This is a genomic window from Pseudomonas sp. NPDC089408, from assembly GCF_044749445.1.
GTDB lineage: Bacteria > Pseudomonadota > Gammaproteobacteria > Pseudomonadales > Pseudomonadaceae > Aquipseudomonas.
The window spans coordinates 742,433-760,527 of record NZ_JBIVHY010000001.1 but is presented as its reverse complement, the minus strand read 5'-3'; the positions used below and the strand labels follow the sequence as shown (position 1 = coordinate 760,527).

The window sequence follows — 18,095 nt, the reverse complement described above, 5'->3', positions numbered from 1 at the left end:
AAGCACCCACACGAATTGCTTGATTCAATTTGTTAAAGAGCGTTTGGTTAAGAGCCTTTCGTCTCAACCGAGGCGCGCATTCTACGCTTTCCTCAGAGCCTGTCAAGCGTTTATTTTGAAGTTTTTTGCGAGAAACTCGTTTAGCTTCAAACACTTGGCTCGCTGCGATCTCTCGTAGCGGGAGGCGAATTCTACAGCGTTTAAAACCGCTGTCAACCTTCTTCTCAACCGCTGGCGATCATTTGATCGTAGCCCTTTCAGCGCCTTCTGGATCGGCTAACTCGTTGAATTTCAAGGAGTTTGTCGTTCCGTTGTCGCTGGAAGTGGGGCGCATTATAAGGGGATTCGAGAGGGCGTCAACCTTTAATTCAATTTAATTGGAATATGGTGGAAAAGACCGTTTCAGGGCCGCCAGGTGTTCGTCATAACACAGGCGCTGCATGTGTTGTGGCGGACACCTCTCATACCCAACACTCTCTATAGACAGGCCCATCACCCCATATACAGTCCCCATCCCGCACAGCCAAAAGCCCAAAAGCCCAAAAGCGGGGCGGCCTGACGGCCGCCCCGCTTTTCACAACCCTCTACCTCTAAAGCACACCAGCACCGCGCAAGCGCTGCAGCTCACCAGCATCCAGCCCCAACACTTCACCTAATACTATCTCTGTATGTTCACCCAGCAATGGCGGCGCCCGACGATACTCCACTGGCGTCTCCGACAACCTGATCGGGCTGGCCACCTGTGGCACGCTACCCGCCAATGGGTGCGCCATGTTCACTGCCAATCCGCGCGCCAGCACCTGGGGGTCCTGGAACATCTGCGCCAGATCATTGATAGGCCCACATGGCACCCCCGCAGCCTCCAGCTGGCTTACCCACTCGGCGGTGGTCTTGAACACCGTGGCCTGGCGAATCAATGGAATCAGCTCGGCGCGGTTGGCCACACGCAGCTTGTTAGTAGCAAAGCGCGAGTCATCCGCCCACTGCGGTTGCCCCGCCACCTCAGCGAACTTGCGGAACTGGCTGTCGTTACCCACGGTAAGGATGAAGTCGCCATCCGCCGTCGGGAAATCCTGATAAGGCACGATATTTGGGTGCGCATTACCCAGCCGACGAGGCGCGACTCCCGTGGTCAGGTAGTTCATTGCCTGGTTCGCCAGGCAAGCCACCTGCACATCGAGCAAGGCCATATCGACATGTTGACCCACACCCGTCTGATCTCGATGGGCGAGGGCGGCCAGCATGGCCACCGTAGAATAAAGGCCGGTAAGAATGTCGGTAAGCGCAACACCCACTTTCACCGGCCCTGCGCCGTCTTCACCCTCGGGGCGACCGGTCAGGCTCATCAGCCCACCCAACCCCTGGATCATGAAGTCGTAACCAGCACGCTTGGCATAGGGCCCGGTTTGGCCAAAGCCGGTAATGGAGCAATAGATAAGCTGTGGATTGATCGCCTTCAGGCTCTGGTAGTCCAGGCCATAGGCTGCCAGCCCGCCCACCTTGAAGTTCTCGATGACGATATCGCACTTCGCTGCCAGCTCGCGCACCAGGCGCTGCCCCTCGGGCTGGGTGAAGTCGATGGTCACCGAGCGCTTGTTGCGATTGGCCGACAGGTAATAAGCCGCCTCACTGGTGTTTTCACCCTCGGCCCCCTTGAGGAAGGGCGGCCCCCATGAGCGCGTATCGTCGCCACTGCCCGGGCGCTCGACCTTGATCACGTCAGCGCCAAGGTCAGCGAGGATCTGGCCAGACCACGGGCCAGCCAGCACGCGCGAAAGGTCCAGCACCCGCAGATGTGATAGCGCGCCCATGGGCTGGCTCCTTTATCAATAGAAGGCCTGGATACCGGTTTGCGCACGCCCCAGGATCAGCGCATGTACGTCATGAGTGCCTTCATAGGTGTTGACCACCTCCAGGTTGACCAGATGACGGGCCACGCCAAACTCGTCGGAGATACCGTTACCGCCCAGCATGTCTCGCGCCATGCGGGCGATATCCAGTGCCTTGCCGCAGGAATTGCGTTTCATGATCGAGGTGATCTCTACTGCAGCCGTACCTTCGTCCTTCATGCGCCCCAGACGCAGGCAACCTTGCAGCGCCAAGCTAATTTCGGTCTGCATGTCGGCCAGCTTTTTCTGGATCAGTTGGTTGGCAGCCAGCGGGCGGCCGAACTGCTGACGGTCCAGGGTGTACTGGCGGGCGGTGTGCCAGCAGGCTTCTGCAGCACCAAGCGCCCCCCAGGAGATGCCATAACGGGCTGAATTCAGGCAGGTGAATGGGCCTTTCAGGCCGCGCACGTCCGGGAAGATGTTCTCTTCCGGCACAAACACATTGTCCATGACGATTTCGCCGGTGATCGAGGCGCGCAGGCCGACCTTGCCATGGATAGCCGGGGCACTCAGGCCTTGCCAGCCTTTCTCCAGAACGAAGCCACGGATATCGCCGGCATCATCCTTGGCCCAGACCACGAACACATCGGCGATAGGGCTGTTGGTGATCCACATCTTGCTACCGCTCAGGCGATAACCACCATCCACTTTCCTGGCACGGGTAATCATCGATCCCGGGTCGGAGCCATGGTTGGGCTCGGTCAGGCCGAAGCAACCGATCCACTCGCCACTTGCCAGCTTGGGCAGGTATTTCTGCTTTTGTGCTTCGGTGCCGAATTCGTTGATCGGCACCATCACGAGCGACGACTGCACACTCATCATCGAACGGTAACCCGAGTCGATGCGCTCCACCTCGCGCGCAATCAGGCCATAGCACACGTAGTTCAGGCCGCTGCCACCGTATTGCTCGGGAATGGTTGCCCCCAGCAGGCCGACGTCTCCCATCTCGCGGAAGATTGCCGGGTCGGCCTGCTCGTGACGGAAGGCCTCGAGCACGCGCGGGGCCAGCTTGTCCTGGGCGAACTGATAAGCGCTGTCACGCACCATGCGCTCTTCTTCAGTGAGCTGCTGATCCAGCAGCAGCGGGTCGATCCAGTTGAAGCTTGCTTTACCGGCCATGAGCGAAATCCTCGAAATAGGGAGCAGTTTCTTGTGCCTTTGAGCCTAGGCCTGATCGGCTGCGCGTACAAACGAGGATTGCGCACCAATTAGTGATAATTTATCACTTCGTAAATCGGCAAATCGCCACATTGACAGCCTTATAAGTGAGGTTGACGTACATGCGCCGCAAGATCCCCAGTACCGCTGCCCTGGTTTGTTTCGAGGCGGCAGCGCGCAACGAGAGCTTTACCAAGGCGGCTCAGGAACTTGCCCTGACCCAGGGCGCCGTCTGTCGCCAGATCGGTGGCCTGGAGGCCTTCCTTAATGTGGAACTGTTTCGTCGCTCGCGTCGCGGCGTAAAACTGACCGAGGCAGGCCTCTCTTATAGCCGCCAGGTTGCCGCACAACTGGACGCCGTGGAACGCGACACCTTGTCGGTGATGCGCCAGCAGGGCGCCAACGTGATCGAACTGGCAGTGGTGCCGACGTTTGGCACCCAATGGCTACTACCTCGGCTGAAGGACTTCCAGCAGTGCCATCCCGACGTCACGGTCAACCTCACCAACCGCACCCGGCCATTCCTGTTTGCCGATACCACCTTCGATGCCGCCATCTATTTTGGTGACGCCGACTGGTCCGGCACCCAGTCGCACCGGCTCATGGGGGAAAACCCGGTGCCCGTCTGCAGCCCTGCGCTGCTGGACGGGCAGGGCACGCTCGAGGCACAGCGCATCGCCCAGCTACCCCTGCTGCAGCAAAGCACGCGCCCCTACGCCTGGCGACAGTGGTTCGGCAGCATGGGCATGAACGTGGAGGGCGACATGACAGGCCCGCGTTATGAACTATTCTCGATGCTCGCACAGGCGGCCATGCACGAAATGGGCATAGCCCTGATACCACCATTCCTGATCCAGCGCGAGTTGCAGGAGGGTAGGTTGGTAGTCGCTAACAGATACGCCCTGAGTAGCGACAAGGCCTACTATCTGATGATTCCAGAGCGCAAGGTGGAGTCTGCTTCGCTCCGCGCTTTCCGCGACTGGCTGGTTAGCCAGGCCCAGGCGTACACGGCAAAAACGTGAACAAAATGCGACAAATTGACTCCGTAGTCAATTATTTTGAACACCTACAGATGTATGTATTTGTCGCATTCAAGCAAACTGTTCCGCAAACACAAAAATACCCTTTAACCCTGCTGACTGCACGGCTTTGCGGGCTATCTTGCGACATTCAGCAAGTTGTAAGCGAATTGACCGAATTTATTTTGTTTTTTTCTTCTAATCTGCCAATGGCCCATGTTTGACGGGCTAAAGCCTTACTGCTGCGACAAGCGGTCACAGGGTGACTTGTAGTTTTAACTTGGTTTCGCTCCAGAACGGGTTGAAGGCCCTGGGGTTCGTCTGCAAAATGCTTCGCCCGCCCGGGATCCGGCGGGTTGGCGCTCCACAGCCGCCCCAGCTCACCATCCGAAGTGTGCTGGCTTTTACAAAGACAAAAGGTCACCGCAGGAGAAATAGTCGTGCACATTGGTGTTCCTCTCGAGACGCAGACCGGTGAGACAAGGGTCGCTGCGACCCCGGAAACCATCAAGAAACTGATTGGCCAGGGCCATCAGGTCACCGTCCAACGGGGGGCAGGGCTTAACGCCGCCATTCCGGACAGTGCCTATGAGGCCGTGGGTGCTTCCTTGGGAAGCGCAGCCGACGCCTACGGCGCTCAATTGGTTCTCAAGGTGGCCGCTCCCAACGACCAGGAACTGGCGCTGATCAACAGCGGCAGCCTTCTGGTGGGCATGCTCAACCCCTTCAACAGCGAACGGATCGGCAAGATGGCAGAACGCGGCATCACCGCCTTTGCCCTGGAAGCCGCGCCGCGCACCTCGCGGGCGCAAAGCCTCGACGTACTGTCGTCGCAGGCCAACATCGCCGGCTACAAGGCTGTGTTGCTGGCCGCCCATCACTACCCACGCTTCATGCCCATGTTGATGACCGCCGCTGGTACCGTGAAGGCCGCGCGTGTATTGATCCTGGGTGCAGGCGTTGCCGGCCTGCAGGCGATTGCTACGGCCAAGCGCCTGGGCGCAGTGATCGAGGCGTCCGATGTACGCCCGGCAGTGAAGGAGCAGATCGAGTCGCTGGGCGCCAAGTTCATCGACGTACCCTACGAGACCGACGAAGAGCGTGAATGCGCCGAAGGCGTCGGCGGTTATGCGCGTCCAATGCCGGCCAGCTGGATGCAGCGCCAGGCCCAGGCCGTGCACGAGCGTGCCAAGCAGGCGGACATCGTCATCACCACCGCGCTGATTCCCGGCCGCAAGGCGCCGACCCTGCTCAGCGCCGAAACCGTGGCGCAAATGAAGCCCGGCTCGGTGGTCATCGACCTCGCTGCAGCCCAGGGCGGCAACTGCCCGCTGACTGTCGCTGATCAGGTGGTGCAGGCGAACGGTGTGACCATCGTTGGCCCTACCAACCTGCCGGCTCAGGTGGGCGCTGATGCTTCGGCACTGTATGCACGCAACCTGCTGGACTTCATGAAGCTGCTGTTCGACAAGGACGGCGCGCTGGTCATCAACCTCGAAGACGACATCGTCGCGGCCTGCCTGATGTGCCGCGATGGCCAGGTCGTCCGCAAGAACGGCTAAGGAGCACGACAATGGAAGACATGCTGATTTCCCATGGCATCTACAACCTGATCATCTTCGTGCTGGCCATCTATGTGGGCTACCACGTGGTGTGGAACGTCACCCCGGCGCTGCACACACCACTGATGGCGGTCACCAACGCCATCTCGGCGATCGTCATCGTTGGCGCCATGCTGGCAGCGGCCCTGACCGTGACCCCGGCAGGCAAGCTGATGGGCACCTTGGCGGTGGCCCTGGCCGCGGTCAACGTGTTCGGTGGCTTCCTGGTCACCCGCCGCATGCTTGAGATGTTCAAGAAGAAAACCAAGAACGAGGCGCAGAAGTAAGCATGAGCATGAATCTGGTAACGCTCCTCTATCTTGTCGCCTCGGTGTGCTTCATCCAGGCGCTCAAGGGCCTGTCGCACCCGACTACCTCGCGGCGCGGCAACCTGTTCGGCATGATCGGCATGGGGCTCGCGATCCTCACCACGGTTGGCCTCATCTATAAGCTCGGGGCTGAGCTTGCTACTGCCGGCATCGGCTACGTGATCGTCGGCCTGCTGGTCGGTGGCACCGCCGGCTCGGTCATGGCCAAGCGTGTAGAGATGACCAAGATGCCTGAGCTGGTCGCCTTCATGCACAGCATGATCGGCCTGGCTGCGGTATTCATCGCCATCGCTGCGGTACTGGAACCACAGTCGATGGGCATCGTTGCTGCCATCAGCGACCCAATCCCAACCGGCAACCGCCTGGAGCTGTTCCTTGGCGCAGCTATCGGTGCCATCACCTTCTCCGGTTCGGTAATCGCCTTTGGCAAACTGTCGGGCAAGTACAAGTTCCGCCTGTTCCAGGGCGCACCGGTACAGTTCGCCGGGCAGCACAAGCTAAACCTGATCCTCGGCCTGACCACCATCGCTCTCGGCCTCCTGTTTACCTTCACCGGCCACTACAGTGCCTTCACCCTGATGCTGGTTCTGGCCTTCATCATGGGTGTGCTGATCATTATTCCGATCGGCGGCGCCGACATGCCGGTGGTGGTATCGATGCTCAACAGTTATTCGGGCTGGGCAGCAGCCGGCATCGGCTTCTCGCTGAACAACTCGATGCTGATCATCGCCGGCTCCCTGGTCGGCTCGTCCGGTGCCATTCTCTCGTACATCATGTGCAAGGCGATGAACCGTTCGTTCTTCAACGTGATCCTCGGTGGTTTCGGCGGCGATACCGATGCCGGCGCCGCGCAAGGTTCGCAAGAGCAGCGCCCGGTGAAGTCCGGCTCGGCCGACGATGCCACCTTCCTGCTGAGCAATGCCGACAGCGTGATCATCGTCCCGGGCTACGGCCTGGCGGTGGCCCGCGCCCAGCACGCGCTCAAGGAACTGACCGAAAAGCTGACCCACAACGGTGTGACCGTGAAGTACGCGATCCACCCGGTGGCGGGGCGAATGCCCGGGCACATGAACGTGCTGCTGGCCGAGGCCGAAGTGCCGTACGACCAGGTGTTCGAGATGGAAGATATCAACGCCGAGTTCGGCCAGGCCGACGTGGTGCTGGTGCTCGGGGCCAACGACGTGGTCAACCCGGCGGCGAAGAACGATCCCAAGTCGCCTATTGCCGGCATGCCGATCCTCGAAGCGTTCAAGGCCAAGACCATCATCGTCAACAAGCGCTCGATGGCCAGCGGCTATGCCGGCCTGGACAACGAATTGTTCTACCTGGACAAGACCATGATGGTGTTCGGTGACGCGAAGAAGGTCATCGAAGATATGGTCAAAGCGGTCGAGTAATCCGTTCAGCTACAAACACTGCGTTATATAGAAAGCCCCGGCGAGCATTCTCCCGGGGCTTCTGCATTTTGCTGATCCAGATCAATGGCTCTTTTTCCGGGCCTTTCATACGACCATGGTCGCGGGACGGCAAAGGGCGAAGTCTCTAGACTGCGCTGCAGTAGTTTCAGTAGCCCGAGATAACAATCCATGTACCGTGATCGTATCCGCTTGTCCTCCCTGCACAGCAAGGTAATGAGTGCGGCTGATGCCGCTGGTCTGATCGAGGACGGCATGACCGTCGGCATGAGCGGGTTCACCCGCGCCGGCGAAGCCAAGGCCGTACCGCATGCACTGGCCGAACGTGCCAAGCAGTCGCCACTGAAAATCAGCCTGATGACCGGCGCCAGCCTGGGCAACGACCTGGACAAGCAACTGACCGAGGCCGGCGTGCTGGCTCGCCGCATGCCATTCCAGGTCGACAGCACTTTGCGCAAGGCCATCAACGACGGCCAGGTGATGTTCATCGACCAGCACCTGTCGGAAACCGTCGAACAGCTGCGCAACCAGCAGCTGAAGCTGCCGGACATCGCGGTCATTGAAGCCGTGGCCATCACCGAGCAGGGTCACATCGTGCCAACCACGTCGGTGGGCAACTCGGCCAGCTTCGCGATTTTCGCCAAGCAGGTGATTGTCGAGATCAACCTCTCGCACAACACCAACCTCGAAGGCCTGCACGACATCTATATCCCGACCTACCGCCCGACCCGCACGCCTATCCCGCTGGTCAAGGTCGACGACCGTAACGGCAGCACCGCCATCCCCATCGACCCGGCCAAGATCGTGGGTATCGTCATCAGCGACCAGCCGGACTCGCCGTCCACCGTATTGCCGCCGGATGACGAAACCCAAGGTATCGCCGACCACCTGATCAACTTCCTGAAGAAAGAAGTCGACGCTGGCCGCATGACCAACAAGCTCGGCCCGCTGCAAGCCGGCATTGGCAGCATTGCCAACGCGGTGATGTGCGGCCTGATCGACTCGCCGTTCGAAGACCTGACCATGTACTCCGAAGTGCTGCAGGACTCCACCTTCGACCTGATCGACGCGGGCAAGCTGAGCTTTGCCTCGGGCAGCTCGATCACCTTGTCGACGCGCCGTAATGCCGATGTGTTCGGCAACCTGGAGCGTTACAAGGACAAGCTGGTGCTGCGCCCGCAGGAAATCTCCAACCACCCGGAAGTAGTGCGTCGCTTGGGCATCATCGGTATCAACACCGCACTGGAGTTCGATATCTACGGCAATGTCAACTCCACTCACGTGTGCGGCACCCGGATGATGAACGGCATCGGTGGCTCGGGTGACTTCGCCCGTAACGCCCACCTGGCCGTGTTCGTGACCAAGTCGATTGCCAAAGGCGGGGCGATTTCCAGCGTGGTGCCGATGGTCAGCCATGTCGACCACACCGAGCACGACGTGGACATCCTGGTCACCGAGCAAGGTCTGGCCGACCTGCGTGGCCTGGCGCCGCGTGAGCGGGCACGGGCGATCATCGACAACTGTGTGCACCCGGACTACCGCGCTGCGCTGAACGACTACTTCGATCGTGCCTGCCAGCGTGGTGGCCATACCCCGCACATTCTGCGTGAAGCGCTGAGCTGGCACGAGAACCTGGAAGAAACCGGGCGTATGCTGGCTGGCTGATCCAGTCGCGGTGCGGAACAGCGGCCCTGCTTCTGCTGTTCTGGTCATGCCCCTATAGGAGCGGCCTTGTGTCGCGAAAGGGCTGCACAGCAGCCCCGGCAATCTCAACTGTAACCTTGAGATTCCAGGCCCGCTTTGCGGCCCATCGCGACACAAGGCCGCTCCTACAATTCTGTGCAACACAGCAATTCTGTGCAACACAGCTGAAGCGCACTTCTATCAAAATCTGTTCTACTGTATCGGTGCTTTCACCAAACCTCACCGTCTGAAATCGCTTCAACTTCTAGAAATGCACTATTTAAGTGCAGACCAGTACAGTTTCGCCTATTTCGAGTGCAACAGTAGGGTTACACAGTTAACTGAGCCATCGTCTTTCACCAAAACTGTATCTACTGTTATGGACAGCAGAGGAGGATCATTGGCATCAGTTAAATCACTACCTAATCCCGCCATAAGCGGAAGGATGAAGCATCATGGAACGTACCCTCAGTTCCGGTCTGGTTTTTGAAAGCAACGCCCAGCAATCCAACGCCTCGATGCCGCTGCGCGCATTGTCCACCCTGCTGCTGTGGCAGCGCCGTATGGCCAGCCGCCGTCAACTGGCTCGCCTGGATGCCCGCCTGCTGGCCGACGCCGGCATCAGCGAGTCGCAGCGTTACGAAGAGCTGAGCAAGCCTTTCTGGCGCTAAGCTCCCGGCTTGCCGGCCTCGGCCGGCACCGCGAATTCCCCAAACCCGTTGCAGGTCACTGCGACGGGTTTTTTTTGCCTGTAATGTGCATTGCAGAGCATTCGCAGCCGAAACCAGTACAATTCTACTTTATTCAAAAACAACCATAACAGTTGTCTTGCGCAACACTCATTAGCATCCAGATACAACACTGCGTGATACGCTTGGCTTAACCGTCTGCTAGAAACAGTTGTTGGAAATGTGCCGCGACGCGCCGTGCAAACATCCGAGAAAGCAGAATCAACCTGACCCTACCCAGGAGTCCACGATCATGTCCCGTAAACACCTGATTGGCGCCGCCCTGCTGCTCGGCCTGGCCAGCACTGCCAACGCCACCAGCTTCGTTGTCACCACCGACGCCGTAGTGGGTGCGGTAGCCGCGTCTACCGATGCTACCTCCGATATCTCCTCCTCGTTCCGCGACGACAAAATCGTTCAGGCAGCTCGGGATGACGCAGCTACCTTCGTCGGCACGCAAGGCGATATCCGAGGTGCCCGACTGGAAAGCGCCTTCGTGCACATCCGCTCGAACATGCCGGCACTGCAAGCCAGCGACGCACAGCTGGCCCAGGCCATCCTGGCGCTCTGATCCACGCCACGCAAAAACAGGTGCGTCGGCTTCGGCCCTCGCACCTGAGGTAGCGTGCGCCGCCTATTTTCCCAGCCTGCAAGAATGCCGATGCGTTATCTGTTGCCGTTGCTGTTCGCCGCCGCTGGCATGCCCAGCGCCCATGCCATGGATACCACCACGCAAGGCCTGGTCATCTCCGGCTATGCCACCAGCCAGGTCACTACCGCACCCTTCGACCGCAAACTGGTCCGCCAGGCGCGCGACGATGCCGCCGCATTCGTTGCCACCGAGGGTTTGATCCGCGGTGCGCGGCTGGAAGCCGCTCTGGAATCATTACGCCACAATTGTGCACGCCAGGCCGTCGGCGACCTGGAACTGGCGCAGGCAATTCTCGTCCAATAGCTACTTCTGACTCCTTGTATTTTTCGGAGATGCTCCATGCGTAAACCGCTGATTGCCGCTACCCTCGGCATGCTGCTGCTGGCCGACCTGGCCCAGGCACAGACGCTGGTGGCCACCAGCAACATCATCGTGCGTGCCTTTGGCCGTTCGATCGACTTCACCTCGGACACCACTACGTCGATCCGCGACTCCAAAGTGGTACGCGAAGCCCACGACGACGCCGCCAGCTTCGTCGCCAGCAAGGGTGACATCCGCGGCGTCCAGCTTGAGGCAGCCTTCAACACCCTGCGCGAGCGCGTACCGGAAGCACGCGGCGCCAGCGATCAGGTACTGGCCGAAGCCATTCTCGCACTGTGAAGCGCATGCGCGCCTGGCTGTTCGGCGGCGCCCTGACGCTGCTCGGCACGCCCGCCCTGGCCGACCTGCAGCTTGAGCTGCAGGCATCCGGCCTCGACCCACAACAAACCCAAGCCAGCCAGGCGCTGCTCGACGAGGCCATGGCCAAGCTGCCCCCACGCTTCAAACAGCAGCTCGACCGCCGTGTGCGGGTCAGCTGGAGCGACAACATGCCAGCCGACGCTTACGGTCAGGCATCGCTGGTGTCCACCCTTGAGCTCAACCGCCGCCTGCTGCCCGGGCTTACCGACGGCAGTGCCGCCCACGAACGCACCAACCGCCCCCATGGCACGGTGCGGGAAGAGCTGCTGGCCACCGTGCTGCACGAACTCAGCCATATCTATGACCGTGCCCGGCTATGGCCAGGCTCCGAGAAATCCCTGATTGCCCGCTGCAAGCGCCAGCAAGGGACGCTGGGCAAGGTCGGCCTGCCCGAGGAATGCCGAGGCCAGGCCGAGCGCCGCTTTACCCTCAGCGACGACCCGCGCCTGCTCGACCTCGCAGGCTGGCCGCAATACGTCGGCCGCCGTGGCGAGCGCGAGCAGCACAACGGCCAGTTCGTGCGCAGCCCCGACAGCTATGAACTGAGTAGCCCCAAGGAGTACATCGCGGTCAATATGGAGTACTTCCTCCTCGACCCGAGCTACGGCTGCCGCCGCCCCGCGCTTAACCAGTACCTGAGCGAACACTTTGGCTGGGCACCGCAACAGGACACCTGCGCCAAAGGCCTGCCGTTCATCAATGCCGGCAGCGACTTTGCCCGCCAGCCACTAGGCGAAATCGACCCTGAGCGGGTCTATGAAGTGGACTACCTGCTGGCCGAAGCCAACCAGAACCTGGTCAGCCGCTGGGGCCACAGCATGCTGCGTCTGGTCATCTGCAAACCAGGCCGGCCACGTGGGCCGGACTGCCGGCTGGACCTCGACCAGAGCCTGGTGCTGTCGTACCGCGCCTTCGTCAACGACGTACAGCTGTCCAGCTGGGACGGCCTGGTCGGCGTTTACCCGTCGCGCCTGTTCGTGCTGCCGCTGGGCCAGGTGATCGACGAATACACCAAGACCGAACTGCGCAGCCTGGCCTCGGTGCCGTTGAAGCTGAACCGCGACGAAATCGAGAACCTAGTGCGCCAGGCTGCCGAAATGCACTGGAGCTACGACGGTAACTACTGGTTCCTGTCCAATAACTGCGCGGTGGAGTCGCTGAAGCTGCTGCGCAGCGGCACCGCCAACCCACAGCTGAACGACCTCGACAGCATCATGCCCAATGGTTTGCTGGCCGTGCTCAAGGGCAGGGGGCTGGCCGACACCAGCGTGCTCGACAACCCGCGCGAGGCGCTACGCCTGGGCTACCGTTTCGACTCCTACCGCGACCGCTACCAGGCCATGTTCGAGGTACTGCGCAAGCAACTGCCGATCAAGCAGGCACAAGTCGAAGACTGGCTGGCCCAGGATGCCGAACAACGCCGCCCCTGGTTCGCCAAGGCCGACCTGCGCACCAGCGCTGCCTTGCTGTTGCTTGAGCAAGCCAGCTTGCGCCGGCAACTGCTGCTGGCCCAGGACGAGGTCAAGCAGCGTTACCTGAATGCTGCCGCGCTGAAGGATGGCAGCATCAACAAGGCCGACGCCACCCTCAAGCAGATGCTCGCCAACAGCGGCTTCCTCAGCCGCCCGGCCGAGCTGCTCGATGCCAAGGGCTACGGGCTGCCGCAGCCGGAGGAGCGCAGGCACCTGGAGCAGGAGAGCAACGAGCGGCAGGCCCAACTGTTGCGTTTGAGCACCAACCTCGACAAAGAGGTGAGGGCGCTGCTGAACCCTTCGCGGGCCAGGGAGATTGCTGCGGTCGAGGCCAATGTGAAGCAGATCGGTGAACATTTGCGGGCATTGCACAAGGCTGCAGGTGGCCTGCAGTTGTGATGTTTGCAGGGCTGGCCCGTTCGCGGGTAAACCCGCTCCTACAGAAATAGCGCAGACCATGGGATTTGCGCAGTCCTGTAGGAGCGGCCTTGTGTCGCGATAGGGCTGCAGAGCAGCCCCAGCGATTTGTGCCGCGATGCTGAAATCCTGGGGCTGCTCTGCAGCCCTATCGCGACACAAGGCCGCTCCTACAGGTGCTCTTCAGCTTCTGAAGGCAAATCCTCATCCAGGTGCAGCCAAGGTAACCGGCTATCCACCCAGATATGCCGGTTGGCCCGCACCCGCTCCGGGTGATCGAAGGTGGCCACCGTCACATCGATGGTTTCAGGGCTGTGCGTGGTCACCAGCGCCACATGCGCCCCGCACTCCCCACAGAAGTAGCGGCTGCAACTGGCCGGTGCCACATAGCAGTTCGGCTCACCCGCCAGCCACTGAAAGCCCGAGCGTGGCAGGGTAAGCCAGGTCACTACCAGCCCGCCGCTGACCCGCCGGCAGATCGAACAATGGCAGTGGGCGATGTCCGTCAAGTCACCCTCCAGCCTATAACGCAAGGCGCCACAATGGCAGCCACCCTCTGTCACATCCTGCATCACCTACCTCTCGTCGCCTTTGCTTCAGCGAAAGCTGGCTGAAAGCTTGCCCTCATAGGATAGCGCCCACTACCGGCACAAGACCGGTCAGCCAGGGCACCCGGTAAACACCGCGCCCGGCCCAATCAACAACAACAATGGTGATTCTGATGTATTCCTGTGCCCGCCTTCCTGAAGTCCCCCTCCGCATGCTCCCCGCGCAGCGCCAGACGCGCTGATCCGCCCGAATCGACAGTCCTTTCGTAGCGCCACGCCTGGAGTATTGCCATGCTGACCTTCCTTGGCTTTGCCATGGTCATCACCTTCATGTACCTGATCATGACCAAGCGCCTGTCGGCCTTGATCGCGCTGATCCTGGTACCGATCCTGTTCGCCCTGTTCGGTGGCTTTTCCGCCAAGATCGGCCCGATGATGCTCGAGGGCATCAGCAAGCTTGCGCCAACTGGCGTGATGCTGATGTTCGCCATTCTCTACTTCGCCCTGATGATCGACTCCGGCCTGTTCGACCCGGCCGTGCGCAAGATCCTCAAACTGGTCAAGGGTGACCCGCTGAAAGTCTCGGTCGGTACCGCCGTGCTGGCCCTGGTGGTCTCGCTCGACGGTGACGGTGCCACCACCTACATGATCTGCTGCGCCGCCATGTTGCCGATGTACAGCCGCCTGGGCATGAGCCCGCGGATCATGGCCGGCCTGATCATCCTCGCCGGCGGGGTAATGAACATGACGCCGTGGGGTGGGCCCACCGCCCGTGCCGCCAGCGCCCTGCATGTCGACCCCTCGGACATCTTTGTGCCGATGATCCCGGCCATGCTGTTCGGCGTACTGGCAATCCTGGCCATTGCCTATATGTACGGCAAACGCGAACGGGCCCGTCTGGGTGAACTGCATTTGCCGACCGACGACATCGACCACAGCGAAATCACCGTTTCGCAGTTCCCTGAAGCGCGCCGCCCCAAGCTGCTGTACTTCAACGGCGCGCTGACCGCTGCGCTGATGGTTGCCCTGGTCGCCGGTGTACTGCCGCTACCAGTGCTGTTCATGATCGCCTTCAGCATCGCCATGATCGTCAACTACCCGTGCCTGCAGCAGCAGAAAGACCGCATCGCCGCCCACGCCGGCAGTGTGCTGGCCGTGACCGGGCTGATCTTCGCCGCCGGCATTTTCACCGGTATCCTGTCGGGTACCGGTATGGTTGATGCCATGTCCAAAAGCTTGCTGGCGGTCATCCCCGAAGCGCTGGGCCCATACCTGGCGGTAATCACTGCCATCGTGAGCATGCCGTTTACTTTCTTCATGTCCAACGACGCGTTCTACTACGGCGTGTTGCCAGTACTGGCCGAAGCCGCCAGCCACTACGGCATCACCCCGGTGGAAATGGCCCGTGCATCGATTGTCGGCCAGCCGGTACACCTGCTCAGCCCGCTAGTGCCTTCCACGTACCTGCTGGTGGCCCTGGCCGGTATCGAATTCGGCGATCATCAGCGCTTCACCCTCAAGTGGGCAGTGCTGGTATGCCTGTGCATAATGTTCGCCGCGCTGCTGATGGGCATTTTCCCGCTGTTCAGTAGTCTTTAATAAATACGTATTACCCTACCGCGACGCGCCCCTGGTTTGGGGCGCTTCGCCTTTACCGTTTGAAGGAAATAACATGGAATGGCTGACCAGCCCGGAAATCTGGGTTGCCTTTTTTACCCTTACCGCGCTTGAGATCGTCCTCGGGATCGACAACATCATCATGATCTCGATCCTGGTCAGCCGCATGCCCAAGCACATGCAGCCACGCACCCGGATCTTTGGCCTGGCCCTGGCCATGGTCACCCGCATCATGCTGCTGCTCTCGATCACCTGGGTCATGCGCCTCACCGCCGACCTGTTCGTGGTGCTTGGCCAAGGCATCTCCGGGCGTGACTTGATCCTGTTCTTCGGTGGCCTGTTCCTGCTGTGGAAAAGCTCGCAAGAGATCTACCACGGCCTGGAAGGCGAGGACGAAAATGCCGACGAGCCGAAAGGCGCAGGCGGCAAGTTCTTCTACACCATCATCCAGATTGCCATCATCGACATCGTGTTCTCGCTGGATTCGGTGATCACCGCAGTAGGCATGGTTTCCCACGTACCGGTGATGATCGCCGCCATCGTTGTGGCCGTGCTGGTGATGATGCTGTGTGCCGGCGCCATCAGTGACTTCATCGACAAGCACCCGTCGCTGAAGATGCTCGCGCTGTCGTTCCTGATCGTGGTCGGTACCGTGCTGATCGCCGAAGCGTTCGACGTACATGTACCGAAGGGTTACGTGTACTTCGCCATGGCCTTCTCGCTGGCGGTAGAGGCCATCAACATCCGCATGCGCACCGCCTTGTCCCGCAAGGAAGGCAAAGAGCATGACCCGGTGAAACTGCGCAAGGACATTCCGGGTCAGTAAGATCAGGAAGTGCAGGACAGCCAGGGCCCTTCGGGGCCCTTTTTCATTTCTGGATGGCTGGAAAACGGCTTTTCTTGTGCGGGCCTCTTCGCGGGTGAACCCGCTCCTACAAGGACCGTGTAGCGCTGTAGGAGCGGGTTCACCCGCGAAGAGGCCGGCACAGGCAACATTCTCTCCCATGTATTTCAAATAAATGACCACCATGCGAAGCTGGCGGCAGCTGCGTAAAACAACTAAAGCTTTGAGTGAGCACTGAAATTTCTTCAACGGCTCACGTTTTTTTCCTTGGCCCATTGGGCCTGTGCAACAGGGGGCCTTCGCCATGCTGACCCTGCTCAACCTGCTCTCGGCCGTGACGCTTCTGGTCTGGGGCACACATATCGTGCGTACCGGCATCCTTCGGGTATTCGGTTCCGACCTGCGGCGCATCATCAGCCAGAACATGAACAAGCGCCCGTTGGCGTTCATTGCCGGTATCCTGGTCACAGCCATGGTGCAAAGCAGTAACGCCACCGCCATGCTGGTCACCTCGTTCGTTGGCCAGGGCCTGATGGCCATGACCCCGGCCCTGGCGATCATGCTCGGTGCCGACGTGGGTACCGCGTTGATGGCCCGGGTACTGACATTCGACCTGTCATGGCTGTCGCCGCTATTGATCTTCCTCGGTGTGATCTTCTTCCTCTCGCGCAAGCAAACCCGCGCCGGCCAGTTGGGCCGGGTAGGCATCGGGCTGGGCCTGATCATCCTGGCACTGGAGCTGATCGTGCAGGCTGCTGCGCCGATCACCCATGCGCAAGGGGTGAAAGTGCTGTTCGCCTCGCTGACCGGCGACATCATGCTCGATGCCCTGGTCGGGGCCATGTTCGCCATGATTTCCTATTCCAGCCTGGCCGCCGTGCTACTCACCGCAACCCTGGCCGGGGCCGAGTTGATCAGCCTGCCGGTAGCCATCGGCCTGGTGGTCGGCGCCAACATCGGCAGCGGCCTGCTGGCTTTCATCAGCACCAGCATGCAGAACGCCGCCGGGCGCCGGGTGGCCTTGGGCAGCCTGCTGTACAAGCTGATCGGCCTGGTGCTGATCATTCCTGTGCTGCACCCACTGGTAGCGTGGATGGACTCGCTGAGCTTCAGCCCACAGGAACTGGTCATCGGCTTCCACCTGCTCTACAACACGCTGCGCTGCCTGATCATGCTGCCCACGGTCAAACCGATGGGCCGGCTGTGCAATGTGCTGCTCCCAGAGCGGGAAATCGGCAATGGCCAGGTGCGAGCGCGCCACCTTGATGCCTCGGCGCTGGAAACCCCCAGCCTGGCCCTGGCCAACGCTGCCCGTGAAACCCTGCGCCTGGGTGACATCGTCGACAGCCTGCTCGAAGCCATGCTGGGTGCCCTGCGTGGCACCCAGACAGCCTTGCCGCAGCAGGTGCGCGCCTTGGGCGAGGACGCCGATGCCTTGTACAGTGCGATCAAGCTGTACCTGGCGCAAATGTCACGAGAGGACCTCAGCGAGCAGGACAACCGCCGCTGGGCCGAAATCATCGAACTGGCTATCAACCTCAAGCTCGCCTGCGACCTGGTCGAACGCATGCTGCGCAAGGTCCAGCAGCAGAAAACCAGCCAGCGCCGGGAGTTCTCCCAGGTGGGCCTGGAGGAGCTGACCGGCCTGCAGGAGCAATTGCTGGCCAACCTGCGCCTGGGGCTGTCGGTGTTCCTCAGTGCCGACCCGGAAAGCGCCCGCTTGCTGCTGCGGGAAAAGCGCCGGTTCCGTGCCCAGGAACGGCGCCTGGCCCACGCCCATGTCAGCCGCCTGCAACGCAAGGTCGTGCAAAGTATCGAGACCAGTTCGCTACACTTGGAACTGATTGCCGACATGAAGCGGTTGAACTCTTTGTTCTGTAGCAGTGCCTATGTGGTACTGGGCGGCTCGGACACCGGCGGGCTGATGCTCGACAGTGTGCCGGATGAAGCCCGCCAGCCGTGATTACGCCTAGCTGAGGATC

The 18,095-nt window shown here is 60.7% G+C and carries 16 protein-coding genes; 13 read left to right on the top strand and 3 right to left on the bottom strand.

The genetic code is table 11. The features are described 5' to 3' along the window. Positions 1-590: 590 nt before the first annotated feature. Both ACIP02_RS03420 and ACIP02_RS03415 read right to left on the bottom strand, forming a co-directional pair. Positions 591-1,811: a CaiB/BaiF CoA transferase family protein gene (locus tag ACIP02_RS03420; protein ID WP_400613216.1), complete on the bottom strand. Its 1,221-nt coding sequence runs from the start codon at positions 1,809-1,811 to the stop codon at positions 591-593. Between the two features lie 15 nt (positions 1,812-1,826). Then, positions 1,827-3,008: an acyl-CoA dehydrogenase gene (locus ACIP02_RS03415; RefSeq protein WP_400613214.1), complete on the bottom strand. Its 1,182-nt coding sequence runs from the start codon at positions 3,006-3,008 to the stop codon at positions 1,827-1,829. Between the two features lie 161 nt (positions 3,009-3,169). On the opposite strand from ACIP02_RS03415, the gene ACIP02_RS03410 reads away from it, so the two are divergent. From ACIP02_RS03410 to ACIP02_RS03365, 10 genes are all read left to right on the top strand, one after another. Beyond that, positions 3,170-4,069 (top strand): LysR family transcriptional regulator, encoded by a 900-nt coding sequence (locus tag ACIP02_RS03410; RefSeq protein ID WP_400613212.1) that lies wholly within the window; start codon positions 3,170-3,172, stop codon positions 4,067-4,069. A gap of 437 nt (positions 4,070-4,506) precedes the next feature. Beyond that, complete coding sequence (locus ACIP02_RS03405) at positions 4,507-5,628, top strand: Re/Si-specific NAD(P)(+) transhydrogenase subunit alpha (protein WP_400613210.1); 1,122 nt, start codon at positions 4,507-4,509, stop codon at positions 5,626-5,628. Between the two features lie 11 nt (positions 5,629-5,639). After that, the gene (locus ACIP02_RS03400; protein ID WP_003256966.1) at positions 5,640-5,954 is read left to right on the top strand and encodes an NAD(P) transhydrogenase subunit alpha; all 315 of its coding nucleotides are present in this window, start codon (positions 5,640-5,642) and stop codon (positions 5,952-5,954) included. 2 nt (positions 5,955-5,956) lie between these two features. After that, on the top strand, positions 5,957-7,393 hold the full coding sequence (locus tag ACIP02_RS03395) for an NAD(P)(+) transhydrogenase (Re/Si-specific) subunit beta (protein ID WP_400613207.1): 1,437 nt from the start codon (positions 5,957-5,959) through the stop codon (positions 7,391-7,393). 189 nt (positions 7,394-7,582) lie between these two features. Continuing rightward, positions 7,583-9,076, top strand: coding sequence for an acetyl-CoA hydrolase/transferase family protein (locus tag ACIP02_RS03390; RefSeq protein WP_400613205.1), 1,494 nt, complete (start codon positions 7,583-7,585; stop codon positions 9,074-9,076). A 473-nt stretch (positions 9,077-9,549) separates the two neighbouring features. After that, positions 9,550-9,765: a DUF1127 domain-containing protein gene (locus ACIP02_RS03385; RefSeq protein WP_201204204.1), complete on the top strand. Its 216-nt coding sequence runs from the start codon at positions 9,550-9,552 to the stop codon at positions 9,763-9,765. Between the two features lie 310 nt (positions 9,766-10,075). Continuing rightward, positions 10,076-10,393: a DUF2388 domain-containing protein gene (locus ACIP02_RS03380; RefSeq protein WP_400613202.1), complete on the top strand. Its 318-nt coding sequence runs from the start codon at positions 10,076-10,078 to the stop codon at positions 10,391-10,393. Between the two features lie 90 nt (positions 10,394-10,483). Beyond that, entirely contained in the window at positions 10,484-10,777 is a 294-nt protein-coding gene (locus ACIP02_RS03375; RefSeq protein ID WP_400613200.1) for a DUF2388 domain-containing protein, read from the top strand. A gap of 36 nt (positions 10,778-10,813) precedes the next feature. Then, on the top strand, positions 10,814-11,134 hold the full coding sequence (locus ACIP02_RS03370; RefSeq protein ID WP_400613197.1) for a DUF2388 domain-containing protein: 321 nt from the start codon (positions 10,814-10,816) through the stop codon (positions 11,132-11,134). Then, positions 11,131-13,086, top strand: coding sequence for a DUF4105 domain-containing protein (locus ACIP02_RS03365; RefSeq protein WP_400613195.1), 1,956 nt, complete (start codon positions 11,131-11,133; stop codon positions 13,084-13,086). The genes ACIP02_RS03370 and ACIP02_RS03365 overlap by 4 nt, the downstream gene beginning before the upstream one ends. Before the next feature lie 188 nt (positions 13,087-13,274). Here ACIP02_RS03365 and ACIP02_RS03360 read toward each other — a convergent pair whose 3' ends face one another. Further along, the gene (locus ACIP02_RS03360) at positions 13,275-13,676 is read right to left on the bottom strand and encodes a GFA family protein (RefSeq protein ID WP_400613192.1); all 402 of its coding nucleotides are present in this window, start codon (positions 13,674-13,676) and stop codon (positions 13,275-13,277) included. 267 nt (positions 13,677-13,943) lie between these two features. Between ACIP02_RS03360 and ACIP02_RS03355 the strand changes: the two genes are divergently transcribed. The 3 genes from ACIP02_RS03355 to ACIP02_RS03345 all read left to right on the top strand — a co-directional run bounded on the left by ACIP02_RS03355 (position 13,944) and on the right by ACIP02_RS03345 (position 18,076). Further along, positions 13,944-15,251, top strand: a complete 1,308-nt coding sequence (locus ACIP02_RS03355) for a CitMHS family transporter (protein WP_400613190.1) — start codon at positions 13,944-13,946, stop codon at positions 15,249-15,251. Between the two features lie 73 nt (positions 15,252-15,324). After that, complete coding sequence (locus ACIP02_RS03350) at positions 15,325-16,095, top strand: TerC family protein (protein ID WP_400613187.1); 771 nt, start codon at positions 15,325-15,327, stop codon at positions 16,093-16,095. A 322-nt stretch (positions 16,096-16,417) separates the two neighbouring features. Further along, entirely contained in the window at positions 16,418-18,076 is a 1,659-nt protein-coding gene (locus ACIP02_RS03345) for a Na/Pi cotransporter family protein (RefSeq protein ID WP_400613184.1), read from the top strand. The last annotated feature ends 19 nt before the right edge of the window (positions 18,077-18,095 follow it).

Coding starts and splice junctions, on each gene's coding strand:
- ACIP02_RS03360 (WP_400613192.1), bottom strand. CDS start 13,676: ATGCAGGATGTGACAGAGGGTGGCTGCCATTGTGGCGCCTTGCGTTAT.
- ACIP02_RS03375 (WP_400613200.1), top strand. CDS start 10,484: ATGCGTTATCTGTTGCCGTTGCTGTTCGCCGCCGCTGGCATGCCCAGC.
- ACIP02_RS03400 (WP_003256966.1), top strand. CDS start 5,640: ATGGAAGACATGCTGATTTCCCATGGCATCTACAACCTGATCATCTTC.
- ACIP02_RS03380 (WP_400613202.1), top strand. CDS start 10,076: ATGTCCCGTAAACACCTGATTGGCGCCGCCCTGCTGCTCGGCCTGGCC.
- ACIP02_RS03415 (WP_400613214.1), bottom strand. CDS start 3,008: ATGGCCGGTAAAGCAAGCTTCAACTGGATCGACCCGCTGCTGCTGGAT.
- ACIP02_RS03385 (WP_201204204.1), top strand. CDS start 9,550: ATGGAACGTACCCTCAGTTCCGGTCTGGTTTTTGAAAGCAACGCCCAG.
- ACIP02_RS03355 (WP_400613190.1), top strand. CDS start 13,944: ATGCTGACCTTCCTTGGCTTTGCCATGGTCATCACCTTCATGTACCTG.
- ACIP02_RS03350 (WP_400613187.1), top strand. CDS start 15,325: ATGGAATGGCTGACCAGCCCGGAAATCTGGGTTGCCTTTTTTACCCTT.
- ACIP02_RS03370 (WP_400613197.1), top strand. CDS start 10,814: ATGCGTAAACCGCTGATTGCCGCTACCCTCGGCATGCTGCTGCTGGCC.
- ACIP02_RS03345 (WP_400613184.1), top strand. CDS start 16,418: ATGCTGACCCTGCTCAACCTGCTCTCGGCCGTGACGCTTCTGGTCTGG.
- ACIP02_RS03395 (WP_400613207.1), top strand. CDS start 5,957: ATGAGCATGAATCTGGTAACGCTCCTCTATCTTGTCGCCTCGGTGTGC.
- ACIP02_RS03390 (WP_400613205.1), top strand. CDS start 7,583: ATGTACCGTGATCGTATCCGCTTGTCCTCCCTGCACAGCAAGGTAATG.
- ACIP02_RS03420 (WP_400613216.1), bottom strand. CDS start 1,811: ATGGGCGCGCTATCACATCTGCGGGTGCTGGACCTTTCGCGCGTGCTG.
- ACIP02_RS03410 (WP_400613212.1), top strand. CDS start 3,170: ATGCGCCGCAAGATCCCCAGTACCGCTGCCCTGGTTTGTTTCGAGGCG.